This is a genomic window from Lacticaseibacillus sharpeae JCM 1186 = DSM 20505, assembly GCF_001436225.1.
In the GTDB taxonomy this organism is placed as follows: domain Bacteria; phylum Bacillota; class Bacilli; order Lactobacillales; family Lactobacillaceae; genus Lacticaseibacillus; species Lacticaseibacillus sharpeae.
The window spans coordinates 65,679-82,860 of sequence record NZ_AYYO01000010.1 but is presented as its reverse complement, the minus strand read 5'-3'; the positions used below and the strand labels follow the sequence as shown (position 1 = coordinate 82,860).

Here is a 17,182-nt window from a genome sequence, read left to right as displayed (position 1 = left end):
GGGTGTAAAAGCAAGGCCGGAAGAATGACTATTCCCGCAACTGCCACACCACCACCGCTGCGCACACAACCATCCCGCTGCCGGCAACCACAAACCAGTGATTCACACCAATCAAGTTCGCCACTGGACTGGCCAAAACAAGACCCACTGGCATGGTCGCCCCGTTGATCATGGTTTGCACCGCCAGCGTTCGCCCAAGTTCGACGGTCGGCACACTGGTTTGGATATAGGTTGTAAAGGGGATGCTGTGCACATTCCCGGCGGCACCGAGCAGCAGACAGCCCAGGGCAAAACCGCACCAGCCAAGAAGTGTTGCTGGCATTAGGCCGTCCCAAATTGCACAAATACCCATGAGCGCAATACCCATTCCAGCCAGCAGTAAGTGGTGCCGTACCTTCAACTTAGTCGCGAAAATAGCCGCACTTACGAGCATTCCCACCGCAAAACAAAATTCGATTGCACTACCGAAGCCGGCACTTAGTTTGAAATAGCCACTAGTCATGAGCGGATACAGACTCGCAAGCGGCGCGTACAGCCCCATAGTGCACGCATCCGCAATAAGCATCACCCGTAGTGAACGGTCACGCCGGTACACTTTGAGTCCCGCACGCCAATCTCGTAGCTGGAGCCTCTCTGGGTTGCGGTTCTCAGATTCAATCTGCTTTTCTTGGGGTACTTGTACCATCAACAGTGCTGCACTCGCAATTAACGCGCCAATCAGGTCACTCATTAACACCCATGGTAACGGCAATGTCGCGTACAGTGCCGCCCCAATCATCGGGCCAAACATGAACGCCCCACCACGCAGCAGTTGCAACCAGCCGTTAGTATGCAGCAACTGATCTTGCGGCACTAATTGCGGCAAAAGTGACTGAATCGCCGGCTCTTGAAATGTATCCCCGACGCCGCGAACCAAGAGCATAAGTAGCACGGTCCAGTTTGGTAGGGCAAAATTTGCCAGTAACAACGCGTAGACTAGCGCAAGCAGGCCCATCACTGTGTCCGCGGTCACAGACACCAGTCGCCTATCGAAACGGTCGCTGGCGAGCCCAGCCATTGGTCCTAAAAGCACCTGGGGAATATAGGCAACTAAACCCGCCAACCCCAGCATCAAGGCTGAATTAGTCCGCACAGCTAGCCACCAGATGAGGGCAAACTGAACCCCATGACTACCAAGCAGTGAAACAGCCTGCCCACCAGCTACCAAAACGAATTGCCGGTGCCAATTACGATTAATCTTTTTATCCATGTAGATATCCTTTACAAGTCACAGACCGACCCGTTTCAGGACAACGAAAAACGGACCACCCGTCTGTCAGGGTGATCCGCCGCCAATTCAAGCGACGCTAGCGTGCAAGATTGGTCAACAAAGAGGCCCACAATGGGTTGTCTCCGTTGTCCTAATACTGCATCGCTGGCATCGCCACCTACTTTCCGTTTATGTCTGTCAAAACTTTACCACGCATGGCTCATACGTGCAAATTCAGGCTACACGCCCAGAATCACGCGAATATCGTCGTTACTCAGCATACCCTTATCTTGCGTACCTGTGAGCACCTGATTAACAAAGTCACGTTTCTTGTCTTGAAGCTTCACAATCTGCTCCTCAATCGTGCCCTTAGTAATCATCCGGTACACATCAACCTCGTTTTGTTGGCCAATTCGGTGCGCGCGGGCAATGGCCTGATCTTCAACGGCGGGGTTCCACCATAAGTCAACCAGAATTACCATATCCGCACCCGTCAGGTTGAGGCCGGTCCCCCCCGCTTTCAGGGAAATGAGGAAGAACGACTTCTCGCCTCGGTTAAATGCATCAACCATCGCCAGTCGGTCCTTGGGTTTCGTGCTCCCTCTGAGCATGAAGCTGTCCAGACCCATCACCTTCAACCGGGTTTCAATCTGTGCCAACATGTGGGTGAATTGGGAGAAAATGAGCACATGACGGCCGCTATCTTCCGCCTGCTGGACTAATTCTGCCAGTTGCTCAAGTTTCCCGGAGTCACCGGTATAATCGTCCATGAACAACGCCGGCGTGTCGCACACCTGCCGCAGACGGGTTAGGCCAGCCAAAATGGCAATTTTGTTCTTCACCAGACCAGCATCAGACATGCCTTGGACCTGCACACGCATCTGCTGCAGCTGGGCCAGGTAGACCGTCTTCTGCTCCGTGGTCATCTCATTTTCGATGTTTGTTTCAACCATCGGCGGCAAATCTTTCAGCACGCCCTTCTTTTCCCGCCGCATAATAAACGGCTTGACGCGCAACGCGATTTCGTCGGCGCTCATCTTCTTGAACACAGTCTTGTTCGGCAACAAACCCGGTAAAACGAGGGCAAAGATGGACCACAGTTCCTCGGCTCGGTTCTCGATTGGGGTCCCGGACAACGCGAACGTTGCCCGGGGCTCGAGCTTGCGCAGGCTCTGATTGGTCTTGGCGCTGCCGTTTTTGACCATCTGCGCTTCATCGAGCACCAAATACTGAATCTCGCGTGCGTAATACTCATTGATGTCACGTAAAGCCATGTTGTAGCTAGTAATCAGCAAGTCATAGTCGTACTCGTAAATCAGTTCACGCCGGGCTTCCTTGGTGCCGTCCACCACGGCCACGCGAATGTCGGGGGCAAATTTCGCGCATTCAGCCTGCCAGTTGTACAGCAGCGATGCCGGGGCAACCACCAAGCTAACGTGCTGGTGATCAATATGGTCATTCAAGAACGTCAACATTTGCAGCGTCTTCCCGAGGCCCATTTCGTCAGCCAAAATACCACCGAAGCCGTGGCTGTTGAGCATTTCCAGCCACTGCACCCCAGCTTGCTGGTACGGCCGCAGTTGCGCGTGGACCGGTTTAACCGTCACCGGGAATTGTTCCGGATGGGCCAGATCTATGGCCAGCTGCTTGAATTTCGCGTCAAACTGGGCCGTATCACCAAGTAATGACTGCAGGGCAAATGCCCGCGCCGCAGATACATGCACCTGACCGTGCGCAAGTTTACCGTCGCGGCGAATCTGCGTCAGGGCCGAAGCTACCTTCTTCAGTTGGTCGTCCACTATGTAGAGCGTCCCGTCAGACTTCTGCACGTACGGCTGATTGTCATCGAGCTGCTTCAGGACCGAGTCAACTTCATCGGCGTCGATTCCGGCAAAGGAGAACGATACGGAAAGCAAGCCATCGTTTTCAGCCACCTGCACGTCCGTTTGCAGTGCCGCTCCTTCCTGCACCATGTCCTGCAGGTTGGCAGCGACCGTTACCGCACCGTTCGCCCGCAAGTTGGGCAGTTCACGGGTGAAGAAATGGTAAAGTGCATCCGCATCGGGAAAATCTTTTTGCCACGCTTGAACGCCGCGCGTAAAGCCCAGGCTAGTCAAGTAGTCAGCAGCCTGTTCCTCTTTGGCGTAATTGCGCGGCATATCCGCAGCAACCGGTGCATCATCTTGCACCACCGTGTCCCCGTAGTCAAAACTTAGGTCAAGCGTGATGGCCCGGTCTTGCCGCTGCAAGTCAAAATGTGGCGTCATGGCAATCTGTCCGAGTGCATCCGGTACTTCTACCGTCCCAATTTGCCGTAAATAATCCAGTAACTCCTGAAGCGGCTCCACATCTGCAGCCGCAAAATCCAGTGATTGGTCCGCATCAATGGCGCCAGTCAGGACGTTTGCCCGCATCAACAAACGGTCATAAGCATCAAACTGGTCAATCGTCGCGGTGTAACAAATATTTTTGCTTACCAAGACCCGCCCATTTGGCACCGCGTTAGTCACGTGGTTGTGCACCCACAAATGGTATCCTGCATCATCAGCGGTAACCGTCGCAGTGACCAGACCAGCATCCGGCTGAAATGGCTCAACCTGCACGCTGTCGTACTCTACGCTCTCATCAACGGGCCGGAACACAACCTTACTTAATTTTGGCAATAATGGCAGCAACCGGGTAAAACTAGCAAAATCAAGACGCGCATACCGTTGATACCGACTATCATCGTCCGTCATCTCGTGAATGCCAACCGTATCACTGTTATCCAGCAAATCTAGAAGCGCGCGTTCAGCCGGCGTAAACGCAGCCGCGGATAGGTCGAAATTAGCCTTCCCACTAGTGTAGTAACGCGATTCCGTCCGGTAATCATCCAAAAAGGCGGTGATATCGCGCACCAAATAGAATTTGTGCACGCTCGCATCCGCCACCCGCAACCAAGCAACAAACTCCATTTCGGCCAAGCCAAAATTACCCTCGAATTCCTTAATTTCGAGGTTTAGTTCAAGCTCCGGTCCGTGATCTGCGTTCTCATCCAGCCCGTGAAAATAGCGAACCGGTGTCAGGCCCAGATTATCGACAAAGCGACTACCAGCACTTGTGTCCTGAGCATCACCCGCTAACAATTCTGCATCATCCGTCGGCACAACCGTTGCTGACATCAGTACGTCGTCAATCGTTTGCCCCTGCGCCTTGTAATACAAAATCACCGCGGCAATGTGCTTACAGTAGCCATGACTAGGGAAGTACGGGCAAGAGCAATAGTCATCCTGCTCTTCACGGGCCAGCTCGACGGTGTACGCCTCCGTGCCGTAAACGGTCGCCGCAATTTTGTCAGCATGTTCATAATCGATTTCGACGTCGCCCCGCGCCAAAATCTCCCGGCCCCGGGTCCACATCTTACTCAGCAACAAGCGGTTCGCCATTTTTTACCTCCGATAACATTACTATGCCTCAGTTTACTCGCTTTAAGGCCCGCGTGGTAGCCAAAACCACCGGACAACAAGATAAAAAAGAACGCAGAATCAATCCTGATTCTGCGTTCTTCCTGCATCTCGGCCGTGCTATTTCAGTTCAGCCTCGGCCTTCTTCATCGCGTTGTCATTGTCGCCAATCTTGGTGCTCAGCTGCATTTCCATCTTGGCAAGTGTCTTGGCATCGGCGGTGCCGGTTGCGCTCAGTCCGTTCTTGCTCTGGAACTGCTTAACCGCGGCACTCGTGTCGCTGCCGTAGTAGCCATTAACCGTCTGCACCTTGTAGCCCAGGGCCACCAGCATCTTCTGCATCGACTTCACATCGGTGCTGACCTGGTTTGGCTGCAGGCTGGTTGCCGAGATGGCCTTAATGTAGGCGTAGCTCGGGTAATCTTCCGTAATGGTTGGCTTAATCCCCTTGTGGTGAATCCAGCTCCCATCAGGGGTGAGCCACTTAGCAATCGTCAGCTTCAGTTCGGACGTGTTGCTAATCTGGGCAACCGTCTGCACGGTGCCCTTCCCGTAACTCTTCGTCCCAATCAGCTTGATGCCCGCACTCTGGTTGAGCGCAGCCGCAGTGATTTCAGCGGCCGACGCTGAGTTGCCGTCAATCAGAACCACGGTTGGCTCAGTAATCTTAAAGCCGTTGTCGTACTTAGCTCCCGCCTTGTAGACCTCAGTCTCACCCTTACCCTTCCGTGGCTGCAACTTAACGATCGTCTGACCATCCTTCAGGAACATCGAGTCGATGGCCAGTGCTTGATCGAGGACCCCACCAGGATTGCCGCGCAGGTCGAGGACAAACTTCTTGGCCCCCTTGCTCCGCAGCTTCTTGACTGTCTTCTTAATCTGCTGGGCCGAGGTTTCGGTGAAGGTAGTGAAGGTGATAATCCCAATCTGCTTGTTGCTGGAGTCAATCTTACCACTGACACTTGGCATGCTGACCTTGGCGCGCTTCATGGTGAAACTAAGCTGCTTGCCCGAACGGTCCACGACAATCGTGACCGTGGTGCCAATCTTGCCGCGTACCTTGGCCACGACCTTGTTGATGTCCTTTTTGACCATCGACTTGCCGTTAACCTTCACAATCTTGTCCCCCGCCTTGATGCCGGCCTTCTGGGCAGCACTGCCGGAGTTGACGGAATCAACCTTGACGCCGTCGGAAGTCTGCATCATGGTGGCGCCAATGCCCCCGAATGACCCGGAAATCTGGGTATTCAGGCTGGTTGCGTCCGTGTTTTGCAGGTAGTTCGAGAATGGATCGTCAAGTGAGTTGACCATCCCCGTAATCGCGCCGTCCGCCAATTTTTTGGTGGCTGATGGGGTGACGTAGTTGTTCTTAATGGTGCTGTACACCTGCAGGACTTTCTGGAAGTTCTCGGGGATGGACTTGCTATCAATCGTCACCGTTTGGGTCGTGGGTTTGGCGATGTAACCAGCGGCGCCCCCAACGCCCAGGCCAACAACCGTAAGCAGCACTGCCGCCCAGACTGGGACGCGGTGTTTCTTCTTCGGTGTTGGTGTCTGCGCTGGCGTTTCTGTCTGTGCATCCGCAGCCGCTGTCTTTGCTGCCGCGTCGTTTTCTTCGTTATCTGCCAAGTGCTAGTCCTCCGTCATTTATGTAAGTTGCACGCAGCGGGCGAACCCCTGCGCGCGGATGCTATTAACTACGCGTACGCGCTTCTTGGTACATTGCGTACGCTTCGTCAAAAATACTCATGCTGGGCAAATACCCCGCATTCAATTCCAAATATTCAGATAATTCATGGTAATCCGTGGCCTGCTTGGGAAATGCGTGGTCGTGGAAGGCGTTGTTGGCGAAATTCGCCACCGTTCCGTGATCTTCAGGGTTCCGCAGGGTCATGAGGTACCGGTAAAAAGGTTCGGTCATACTTGCCTCCGCACGTTAATTCCAGTGCTGGTCCCCAAATTCAGAACGCTGCACATGTTCTTCTGCATACCGCCGTGGGTTCTTCGCGTAGAACTGCTGGTGGTACTCTTCCGCCGGGTAGAATGGCTTGGCGTCCTCAATCGTGGTGACAATTGGGTCATCGAAGCGACCAGAAGCAACCAGCGCCGCCTTCGATTTTTCGGCAATTGCGCGCTGCTCTGGTGAGTTCACGAAAATCACGGGGCGGTAGTTATCGCCCCGGTCCTGGAACTGGCCCATGGCGTCGGTTGGGTCGGTTTGCCGCCAGTAGATTTCAACCAACTCCGCATACGAAATAATTGCGGGGTCGAAGGTAATCTGCACTGCCTCCGTGTGACCGGTGGTGTGGCTCTTCACCTGTTCGTACGTTGGGTTAGCCACGTGGCCACCCGTGTACCCAGAGAGCACGTTCAAGATGCCCGGCTGCTCTTCGAACGGTTCAACCATGCACCAGAAGCACCCGCCGGCAAAAACTGCTGTTTCACTCATAATATTACCTCCGCTTTAACCTTATTTGGCTAAATAGCCGGTCAGGTCGATTTCATCGTGCTGTAGGTCAATTCGGTCCGCCTTCACGTGCAGGCCGTTACCAAGATCAAACTGGTTGAGCCGCAGCGTGATGGTGTTTTGCTTGCTGTCTAACGTTACCATGTCGGGTAAATTGTAGTTCTTGGCCACATAGCCCATCACGTACGACAGCGGTACGGACAAGGTCCCGACGTTCAGCTTCGTGGCTTTAAGCAAAATATTGCCATTGGTTTGCACGTACGGGTCGCACTGCAGTCCAAAGTTGATTTTGGCGCCGAAGAACTTGAATGAGCCCTTGACCACCGCGTGGTTGCCCACGGTCAGTGAGTACTGCACGTCACCTTGTTTCAGGTAGTTCTTCAGGTAGTTATCGATGAGTCGGTTCAGCTCTTTTTTGGTGAAGCTGACGTGCATCACGCTGCCCTTGCTGTTAACCGTCGCAACCGTCTTGGTCTGTTCGACCGGCGCCTGCACTGCATGCCAGACCGTGATGCCGGTACCCAGAATCAGGCCAACCAGGATGATGGTCACCCACTTCCACCAATTGATTGGTTTCCGCGGCTTGCGGGGGGTACTCAGCGCCCCTTGCTTCTGTTTGTTTTGCGCTCGTGTTTCTGCCACGATTATTCCTCCCAGTCATCCTCAGATTGCTTCATGACGTCCCACAACTGGGCCGTCATGCGCACGTACCCCGCGTTGTTCGGGTGAAAATGGTCCTTGCCGTAAATCAGCCGGTTGACCGCCTTGGCCGCGTCCGTGGCGCTGGCCGAACTACCGCTATCGCCCTTAGTCAGCACTGAATCAATGTCAACGTAGTACGTGTTGTCCATCTTACCAATCGTTTTTTGCGTTTGGTTATTCCAGCGGTGCACGCTCGTTTGCATCTTCGTCACGTTCGGGAAGTACACGTAAAACGGATTGTAGATGCCAAAGATGTATAGCGGTGCATCCGGATTATCCTGCCGAATGGCCTTGACCAGGCTCTTCAAGTGCTTTTGAAACTTATTAATGCCCGTCGTCACGTCCGCAGTCTTGATGTCTAGCAGGTTACTTTGCAGCACGTGCATCAAGTCATTACCGCCGACGGTCATGGTGATGACGTCGGCGCGCTTTAGCTGTTTAATCAACTGCTTGTCCTTAACCAAGCGTTTTTTGATTTGGGTCGAGGTATCGCCCGTCACGCCAAAATTGGTGGTGGCGACCTTCATCCCCGTTTCGACCTGAATGTCCTGCGCGATGAGCGGAACGTACCCGCCCTGGCTGGTGGTATCGCCAACCCCGTGGGTCAGCGAATCCCCCACGGCCGTCAAGACCAGTTTGTGGTCGCGAACGTGGGTGCCAGAAGTGTCCAGTGGCGTGGCCTTGGGCAGCATTTTGCTTGCCAGCAGCACACCCACGCCAACCGTCACGACCAGCCCGACAACCCCCGTGATGAGGCCCTTAATTTTCGCATTCACCGTCACGTTCGTCCCCCTCAACTTGTCGTCAAACTAACCGTTACTTTAACAAAAAGGGTGAAGCCTAGGCTACACCCTCATCATATATTCATCTTACACCCTAAATGCGCCGGGACAAAATGGATAAAGCGAAAATCACGTCCGCCAGCCACCATCCACGCACAATTTAGGCAAAACTCAACTTTTTAGCCTTCGTAGTACAAAATCGCAAAGGCGCCTTCACCAGCGTGGGTCGCAACGATGGGCCCGGTTGGCCGGACGAGTACGGGTACCCCTGGCAGCGCAGCGCGGATTTCCGCACCGATTTCTTCTGCCTTTTCGGGAATGTTCACGTAGGACACCCCGACGCCCTTGACGTTCGGCTTCTGGCTCATCTGCTGGATAACCTCATCCTTGAACGCCTTGATGGCCTTCATGCCCCGCACCTTCTTCATGACCTCGAGCTTGCCGTTCTCCATCATGAGTTCGAGCTTGATGTTCAGCACGCTGGTAATCAGGCCCGCGGTCCGGGAAAGCCGGCCACCCTTGACCAGGTTGTCGAGTTTAACCACGGCCATCCGCAGCACGGTGTTGGCACGCACTTCAGCCAGCGCGTCGACGATGGCGTCCATGCTGGTGCCTTCTGCGGCCATCTTAGCGGCTTCAATTACCTGGAAAGACATTGCGCGGTCGGTGAAGCCAGAATCAACCACGGTCACCTGGCCGTCACTCATCTCGGCAGCTTGCCGACCAGAGTTAACGGTCCCGCTCAAACTCTCAGCCATGAAGATGGCCAGCACCTGACTGCCATCCTTGGTCAAGTCGTTGAAGGTTTCCAGCACCGTGCCCACGGCGGGCTGACTGGTCTTAGGTAAACTATCCGCTGTCGCCATCTTCTGAACGAACTCATCACGCTGAATCGTTTCGCCGTCAACGTAGACTGTGTTGTCAATCATCACAGTCAGTGGAATGATCGTTACCCCGTATTCTTTGATTTCCTCATCCGTCATCTGAACTGATGAATCGGTGACAATTTTGATCTTAGACATATGGACGCCACTCTTTCTCGTGTAATAAAGTCTTGGTTACGTGCACGGACGTGATTGCCACGCGGGGCCACCGTCCGCTTATTTCCCTACTAGTATACCTAATCCGCCCTAAAAAGACTAGACTATCTTATTTAGTTTTAAAAACTAGATGTACTTGAAACTGCGATTCCATAACGGTATTATATACCTGTAGAACGATTTCGCAACTGAATTTTTTGCAACTCAGATTCAGCATTATTGGAGGACACCAACATGATGGCTACTGCACCGAAGACAAATCAGCGGTTATACGCACTATATAATGAAATTTGGAGTGCAATCACCCACGGCATCGGCATTCTGCTCGCAACCGCCGCAACCACGCTCTTGATTTTGAAAGCCGCCGCAACGGGGGATGCACTGCGGATTGTGGCCTTCACCGGCTTTGGGATTGCCCTGATTCTTCTATATACAGCCTCCACCCTCTTCCACGCCCTGTACTTCACCAAGGCGCGGCATATCTTCCAGGTCATGGATCATTCTGGTGTGTTCATCCTGATTGCGGGTTCGTACCTGCCATACTGCCTCATCGCAATCGGCGGCCGCATGGGCATCACGCTGCTGGCGGTCATCTGGCTGCTGTGTGCGGCGGGTATCGGCCTGGATTGCTTCTTCGTGGGCCGCTTCAAAAAGCTTGAAGTTGCCATCTACATCATCCTCGGCTGGATGTGTGTCGTGGCCGCCGAGCCATTAGCCACGCACCTTGGCGCCATCGGCATTGGCCTGCTGGTAGCCGGCGGTGTAAGCTACACGCTGGGCGCGCTGCTGTACACCCAGCGGCAGATTCCGTACATCCACGTCATCTGGCACCTGTTCGTCATGGCCGGTTCGGCGTTCATGTTCTTCTCCATTTACTTCTTCGTCTAAACGAACGTGTTTAACGCAAACGCCCCCGCAATTCCGACATTGGGAATTGCGGGGGCGTTTTTGGTCCCGGGGCGGAAATTGGGCGTAGTTTACATAACTAAAATTATCTACACTAGCTAAACTGATGGCGCCCCCATAATTAAATTACACCATGAATTAAATCCACAGGCCTGCGCAAAAAAACGGCGTGACAATCGTCACGCCGTTCTTTAGGTTAATTTACGAATCCGTCCAGGTAAACGTAGCGGTCGAGCAGTTCATCCTGCTTGGCCGTTAGCTCATCAAGTTCGCCCTGCAAGGTCCCCAGACGCCCGTAATCATCCCCACAGGTCTGCATTTCCGCGTTAATTTCCGCAATCCGCGCGTCAATCTTGTCCATCTGTGGCATCAACGTCTCGTATTCCTTCTGTTCGGCATACGTGAGCTTAACCTTCGTCTTAGGCTGGTCGCTAACGGGAGCAGCAACAGGTTTCACCGCCTTGGGCTTGGTGTCCGCCGGGCTGGCTTCTTGCTGCGCAGAGAGGTAGTCGGTGAACCGCCCCGTTGCTGGGGTAATGGCACCGTTCCCGCCGAAAATCAGCAACCGGTCGGCAACCTTGTCCAGGAAGTAGCGGTCATGGGAAACGGTAATGACCGTCCCGGCAAAACTATCGAGGTAATTTTCCAACACCGTCAGCGTCGCGATGTCCAGGTCGTTAGTCGGTTCGTCCAGCAGCAACACGTTGGGCTGGTGCATCAGAATCTGCAGCAGGTACAAGCGCCGCTGTTCCCCACCAGAGAGGCGGTCAATCCGCGTGCCGTGACTGGCCCGCGGGAAGAGGAAGTCATCGAGCAGCTGGGTGACAGTTTGGTGTTCCCCATTTGAGTTGGTAATCCCCTCACCCACCGCCTGCAGGTATTCAATCACCCGCATGTTCTGGTCGAGTTTCGGCATGGTTTGCTGGTAGTAACCTAACTTGACGGTGTCACCGATGTCGCAAATCCCACTGTCGAGTTTGAGCTTACCGGCAAAGACGTTCAGCAGACTGGACTTACCCGCCCCGTTAATCCCGGTAATGCCGATGCGCTGATTCCGCTGCACAAGCAATTCGAAGTGATTCAAAATCCGGTGGTCGCCCAGCGTGAGACTCGCATCGTGCAGCTCGATGACCTTCTTGCCGAGCCGCTGACCGCCGACATCAATGGCCACTTTGCCCCGTTCTGGCGCCACGGTACCCGCCTTCATGTCCTCAAAGCGCTTAATCCGCGCATTTTGCTTGGTCGACCGGGCGTGTGCACCTTCGCGCATCCAGGCCAGCTCGTGCTTGTAGAGCTGCGCCTGCTTGTGGGCCGCGAGGGTCTCTTGTTCCACCTGCGTTGCCTTCTGCTCGACGTACGCCTGGTAGTTCCCGGGATAAATGCCGAGGTGCCCGAGGTCAAGTTCGAAAATGCGGTTGGCCACGCGGTCGAGGAAGTAACGGTCATGGGTCACAACGAGCAGTGCCCCCTTGTAGGCCGCCAAGTACTTTTCCAGCCACGCAATGGAGTCAAAGTCCAGGTGGTTAGTCGGTTCGTCCAGAATCAGTAGGTCTGGACTTTCAATGAGCACCTGCGCGAGCCCCACACGCTTCCGCTGGCCCCCAGACAGTGCACCAATGCGTTGGTCGAGGTCGGTCAGGTGCAACTGGGTCAGGATGGTTTTAATGTTTGTTTCCGCATCCCACGCGTCCAGCTGCGTCATCCGCGCGTCGGCCTTGGTGTACTGCTCCTGCACGGCTTCATCCATGGGGTTTTGCGTGTACTGATCTAAGACGCGTTCGTAGTCCCGAATCGCCTGGAATACTGGCGAGTCCCCGTGGTAGACGGCGTCCATAATCTTGGCGTTTTCGTCCAGGTCTGGTGATTGTTCCAGGAAGGAAATACTGTAGTTCTTCGGGGTCTGAATATCACCGGAATCAAACGGGTCGGACCCGGCCAGGCCGCGCAGTAACGTGGTCTTCCCGGTGCCATTAACCCCAATGAGGCCGATTCGGTCACCTTCGTTAATTAAAAAATCAATGTTGTGCAGCAACTGTTTGTCGCCGTACGCCTTGTTCACGCCACTGGCAGTTAGAGTTTGCAAAGTGGTTCCTCCATTCTATTTCACCGCCGCAAGCAGGGCAGCCGCATCGTTGGGTAACTGGCCGCTAATGACGGCGGTTCGTGCCTGCGCTAGTGCCCGGCCGAGCTGTGGTCCTGGCTGCATGCCCGCATCCAGCAGCATTTGTCCCGTCAGCGCCAAGTCTTTGGCCGTGTGCATTGGCAGTGCCTGGTAGCGCGCCTGCCAAGCAGCCGCGGCAAAACCGGGCTGCAGGTAACTTGCCGCACCAATGGCCGCCGAAACGCTCGCCGCGCCCGCATTAAAGAGCGCCAGGTTATCCGCCGTCCCCGTAAGTAATGCCGGCAGCAACTTGACGGCATGATCAACGGTGCCGGTCAAATCATTAGGCTGCTTCCAGGCCTTCATGAACGCCACTGGCTTGACGCCTAAAACGGCCGTGAGCAACGTCCAGGCCACATCCTCATGCTTAATCTGCCGGGAGTCCAGCGCTTGCAGACGGCTTAATTCCGCTTTGTGCCCCACTAAGAGCGGACAGTACGTGTACAGGCCGGCCTGCAACATGCTGCTTAAACCCGCCGCGCGGTTAATCCCCAGCAGCAGGCGCGTAAACTCGGTCGCAATCCGTTCAACCGCGATGTGCTGCAGCAGGGATGCGTTATCCGCCAGTGCCTGGGCCGTGGCTGCTTCGAGCGTAAAGCCCAGCTGGCTTTCAAACCGCACCGCCCGCATCATGCGCAACGCATCTTCGTGGAAGCGGTCCTGGGCATTACCTACCGCCCGTAGCAGGTGCGCATCGAGGTCTGCTAAGCCGTTGAAATTATCGATAATCAAGCCGTCGTGCCGTGCCGCCAGTGCGTTAATGGTGAAATCACGGCGCAACTGGTCTTCCTTTAGCGACCGCACGAAGGTGACTGCATCTGGCCGGCGGAAGTCTTGGTAGGTTGATTCCGTCCGGAAAGTCGTCACCTCGTAGCCGGTGCCGTGGTCGAGCACCATCACCGTCCCGTGCTGAATGCCAGTATCCACGGTGCGGCGAAAAATCGCCTTCACCTCTTGGGGATAAGCAGAAGTCGCAATATCGACGTCATGAATCGGCAAACCAAGGAGTGCATCCCGAACGCACCCGCCAACAAAATAGGCTTCAAAACCGGCCGCCTCAATCTTTTGCAGAATCGGAATGGCCGCCTGAAATTCTGGATGGGTTAAATCAACGTGCACGAGAATCCTCCTAACATAATCCGTAACCGTCGGCCCACAAGTGGGGCCAGCAGGCTAGTTTTCGTCCTTGAGTTCGTCCAAGCGGTCCTGGGCATCCAGGTCATCTGGCTGCATGGCAACCAGCCGGGTGAGCGCCGCTGTTTCTTCTGCGCGCGCCCCGGTTGTCCGGAAGAAGGCGCCAATTTCCCGCAGGAACGCCGGCTGATCCTGGAACGTCCGGAATGCGAGCAAGTAGTTCGCCCGCGCGTCCGCGTAATTTTCGACCCGCTCGTACGCGCGCGCCAGGTTCCAGTACAACTGGGGATCGCTCTCCCCACCAGCATCCAGACTGTCCAGGTAGTCGATGTTCTCCTGGTCCCGACCAGCGTGCAGCAGGAAGTTCGACCACGCCAGGACGTAATGCTGGTTTTCTGGATCCAGTTTGAGCGCCGCGCGCAGGTACCGTTCGCCCAGCTCGTCGTCTTCTTGGGCCAAAGCCAACTCGGCCCCCACGCTGTAGAGCTCGGGGTTCGTATCGTCTTGGGCCAGCCCATTTTGAATCGTCAGCAGGGCCGCATCTGGTTGGCCTAACTTGCGCTGTGCTTGAGCCAATGGCAAGTATGCGTTGGTGTAGCTGGCATCCGCATCAATCACGGCCTGGAAAGCATCCGCGGCGCGCTGGAATTCTTCGACCTGAACGTACAGGCCCCCGATTTGAAACCGGTCCGCAATCGGCAGCGTGTCTTCACCGACTTCTTGGTAAACACTGATGGCATCTTCAAAACGACCGGTCTGCGCCAGACTCTCCGCATAGCGCAAGCGGACGTTCACGCCCGCGATGTTCATCTCGCCGCCGTCAAGCAGTTCCAAGTACGCCGCCGCAGCCTGGGCAAAATGGCCCCAGTCAAACTGCAGTTCACCCAAAGCAAAGATGATGACGGGTTCGTCTGGATCCAGCTCCCGCGCCGTGGTCAACTTCTGCAGGCTCACTTCATAGAGTCCCTGAGTCTGGTACACATCGGCCGCCGCAATCAGTGCCTGCACGTATGCGGGGTTGTCCTCGTGCACACGGTCCAGATAACTGATTGCCTGATCCGTATCACCGTCGGAAACGGCAATATCGGCCAGCGCGGTCAGCACGTCGCCGTCATCTGGGTAGTGGCCGAGCAGTTCCTGGTACAACCGCTTAGCCTGACCCGTGAAGCCCATGGCGTACAGCTCTTCCGCGAGATTATACTTGGTTTCGTCGTTCTCGTTGTCCAGCACCTGCTTGAACAGGGTGCGGGCCTGATCCACGTTCCCCTTTTCGAGCGCGTCGAGCATTTGTTCAGCGTAGTTCATGCGGTGACCTCCTCATTCGATTAACAATTATCCGATTAAACGTCCACTTAATACATTACAACAAAAGTGCCCCATTTCCTAGCACCGGCTACTGGGCGCACACACAAACACAAAAAGACTCGCAATCCGCGAAGGCGGTCTGCGAGTCTTACTTGAATTCTGCAATCCGTCAATTACTTAACGGCGTCCTTCAATGCCTTACCAGGCTTGAATGCTGGAACCTTAGATGCAGGAATTTCGATTTCGGCACCGGTCTGTGGGTTGCGGCCCTTGCGAGATGCGCGTTCGCGTACTTCGAAGTTACCAAAACCAATCAGTTGTACCTTGTCGCCCTTAGAAAGGCTGTCCTGGATGGATGCGAAAACTGCATCTACTGCAGCTGTAGCGTCCTTCTTGGTCAAGCCAGTTGAGGTAGCAACGCTTTCGATAAGCTCTGCTTTGTTAGCCATATTATTTCACCTCCGTAGATTAGATGCGTGAACACCCAAACATGCCCACTTAAATGTGTGGTTCAAGAATGAGGAAATAATGAAAACCGAAGCATCACCATTTCAATCATTAAAATATCACAGGAACGGCGTCGTATCAAGGGTTTAAGCGTTTTTTGTTAGTATTTTTGCGAAATAAAACATATCTGTCACAAAAAATGTAATAACTAGCCAAAAACTTTGTGCGCCGCCCTATTGCCGACTACGCGCAATTAGATGAATTGGGGTCCCCGTGAAGTCGAACGTATCCCGCAGTTGATTTATGAGAAAACGCTGATAGGAGAAATGGAGCAAATCGGGGTCGTTCACAAATACAACAAACGTTGGTGGCTTGATGGCCACTTGCGTCATGTAGTAAATGCGCAGGCGCTTCCCGTTGACGGTTGGCGTTGGCGTGACCAGTAATGCTTCGTTCAGCACATCGTTCAAGACGCTGCTCTGAATTCGGCGGGACTGGTTTTCCGCTGCCTGCAAGATTAGTGCGGGCAGGTTGGTCAAACGCTGGTGCGTCTTCGCCGAAACGAACACGATTGGTGCGTAATCCAAGTACTGGAACTCAGACCGGATGAGATTTTCGAAGTCCGCCATCGTGTGGTTGTCCTTCTCAATCGTATCCCACTTGTTCACGACGATGATGATGGCCCGGCCCGCTTCATGTGCGTACCCGGCAACCCGCTTGTCCTGTTCGCGAATCCCCTCTTCAGCGTTCAGCACCATGAGCACGACGTCGGAGCGATCAATCGCCCGCATGGCCCGCAGTACCGAATACTTTTCGGTCGCTTCGTAAACCTTGCCCCGCTTCCGGAGTCCGGCAGTATCAATCATCGTGAAGTCGGCGTCGTTTGCACTGAACTTCGTGTCGATGGCATCACGTGTGGTCCCTTCCATGTCGGACACAATCACCCGGTTTTCCCCGAGAATCGCGTTCACCAGCGAAGATTTACCGACGTTAGGCCGGCCAATCAGGGAGAACTTGATGGAGTCATCGTCCTCGTTGTCCTCTTCTTCAGGGAAGTTCGCGAAGACGGCATCCAGCACGTCCCCAAGACCAATCCCGTGGGTCCCAGACAGCGGCAGTGGTTCGCCAAAGCCAAGGCTGTAGTAATCGAAGACGTCGTTGCGTCGTTCCGCGTTGTCGACCTTATTCACGGCGAGCACAACTGGCTTGTCCGCACGGTAGAGTATTTGGGCTACGCGTTCGTCAGCGTCAGTTACCCCGTTTTCCACGTTCACAATGAATAAAATGACGTCAGCTTCTTGAATTGCGACTTCCGCTTGTTCCGTAATCTGGGTCACAAGTGGTGCGTCACCGATATCAATCCCACCGGTATCAATCACAGCGAATTCACGTGCAAGCCAGGTGGCGCGACCGTACAGACGGTCACGGGTAACACCCGGGGTATCCTCAACAATCGCCTGGCGCGTCCCGACAATGCGGTTAAAGATGGTCGACTTACCTACATTTGGGCGGCCGACAATTGCCAATGTTGGCAAACTCATGTGTA

General features: G+C 54.6%; 14 protein-coding genes. 1 reads left to right on the top strand and 13 read right to left on the bottom strand.

The features are described from left to right. Nucleotides 1-28 precede the first annotated feature (28 nt). The 8 genes from FC18_RS02965 to FC18_RS02930 all read right to left on the bottom strand — a co-directional run bounded on the left by FC18_RS02965 (nt 29) and on the right by FC18_RS02930 (nt 9,665). Nucleotides 29-1,249, bottom strand: coding sequence for an MFS transporter (locus FC18_RS02965; protein ID WP_056975420.1), 1,221 nt, complete (start codon nt 1,247-1,249; stop codon nt 29-31). Nucleotides 1,250-1,488: 239 nt separating this feature from the next. After that, nucleotides 1,489-4,674, bottom strand: coding sequence for a DEAD/DEAH box helicase (locus FC18_RS02960; protein ID WP_082620455.1), 3,186 nt, complete (start codon nt 4,672-4,674; stop codon nt 1,489-1,491). A gap of 138 nt (nt 4,675-4,812) precedes the next feature. Further along, a complete protein-coding gene (locus FC18_RS02955) occupies nt 4,813-6,321 on the bottom strand; it encodes a S41 family peptidase (RefSeq protein ID WP_476703091.1) in 1,509 nt (502 codons plus the stop codon). A 64-nt stretch (nt 6,322-6,385) separates the two neighbouring features. After that, complete coding sequence (locus FC18_RS02950) at nt 6,386-6,613, bottom strand: YozE family protein (protein ID WP_054676103.1); 228 nt, start codon at nt 6,611-6,613, stop codon at nt 6,386-6,388. A 15-nt stretch (nt 6,614-6,628) separates the two neighbouring features. Beyond that, complete coding sequence (gene msrA / locus FC18_RS02945; RefSeq protein ID WP_173585336.1) at nt 6,629-7,144, bottom strand: peptide-methionine (S)-S-oxide reductase MsrA; 516 nt, start codon at nt 7,142-7,144, stop codon at nt 6,629-6,631. Nucleotides 7,145-7,162: 18 nt separating this feature from the next. Then, the gene (locus FC18_RS02940; protein WP_054676098.1) at nt 7,163-7,801 is read right to left on the bottom strand and encodes a YpmS family protein; all 639 of its coding nucleotides are present in this window, start codon (nt 7,799-7,801) and stop codon (nt 7,163-7,165) included. A 2-nt stretch (nt 7,802-7,803) separates the two neighbouring features. Then, a complete protein-coding gene (locus FC18_RS02935) occupies nt 7,804-8,643 on the bottom strand; it encodes an SGNH/GDSL hydrolase family protein (RefSeq protein WP_054676096.1) in 840 nt (279 codons plus the stop codon). Nucleotides 8,644-8,822: 179 nt separating this feature from the next. After that, on the bottom strand, nt 8,823-9,665 hold the full coding sequence (locus FC18_RS02930; RefSeq protein ID WP_056975419.1) for a DegV family protein: 843 nt from the start codon (nt 9,663-9,665) through the stop codon (nt 8,823-8,825). A gap of 255 nt (nt 9,666-9,920) precedes the next feature. Here FC18_RS02930 and trhA point away from each other — a divergent pair, with 255 nt between their 5' ends. Next, nucleotides 9,921-10,571: a PAQR family membrane homeostasis protein TrhA gene (gene trhA / locus FC18_RS02925; RefSeq protein WP_056975461.1), complete on the top strand. Its 651-nt coding sequence runs from the start codon at nt 9,921-9,923 to the stop codon at nt 10,569-10,571. Nucleotides 10,572-10,785: 214 nt separating this feature from the next. On the opposite strand, the gene FC18_RS02920 is transcribed toward trhA, so the two are convergent. The 5 genes from FC18_RS02920 to der all read right to left on the bottom strand — a co-directional run bounded on the left by FC18_RS02920 (nt 10,786) and on the right by der (nt 17,177). After that, nucleotides 10,786-12,672 carry an ABC-F family ATP-binding cassette domain-containing protein gene (locus FC18_RS02920; protein ID WP_054676093.1) on the bottom strand — a complete coding sequence of 629 codons (1,887 nt, stop codon included), beginning with the start codon at nt 12,670-12,672 and terminating at the stop codon, nt 10,786-10,788. Nucleotides 12,673-12,687: 15 nt separating this feature from the next. Next, nucleotides 12,688-13,869: a CCA tRNA nucleotidyltransferase gene (locus tag FC18_RS02915; RefSeq protein ID WP_054676090.1), complete on the bottom strand. Its 1,182-nt coding sequence runs from the start codon at nt 13,867-13,869 to the stop codon at nt 12,688-12,690. Nucleotides 13,870-13,923: 54 nt separating this feature from the next. After that, nucleotides 13,924-15,189, bottom strand: a complete 1,266-nt coding sequence (locus FC18_RS02910) for a tetratricopeptide repeat protein (protein ID WP_054676086.1) — start codon at nt 15,187-15,189, stop codon at nt 13,924-13,926. A gap of 173 nt (nt 15,190-15,362) precedes the next feature. After that, nucleotides 15,363-15,638, bottom strand: coding sequence for an HU family DNA-binding protein (locus FC18_RS02905; RefSeq protein WP_054676083.1), 276 nt, complete (start codon nt 15,636-15,638; stop codon nt 15,363-15,365). A 231-nt stretch (nt 15,639-15,869) separates the two neighbouring features. Continuing rightward, nucleotides 15,870-17,177, bottom strand: coding sequence for a ribosome biogenesis GTPase Der (der, locus tag FC18_RS02900; protein WP_054676079.1), 1,308 nt, complete (start codon nt 17,175-17,177; stop codon nt 15,870-15,872). Nucleotides 17,178-17,182: the final 5 nt, after the last annotated feature.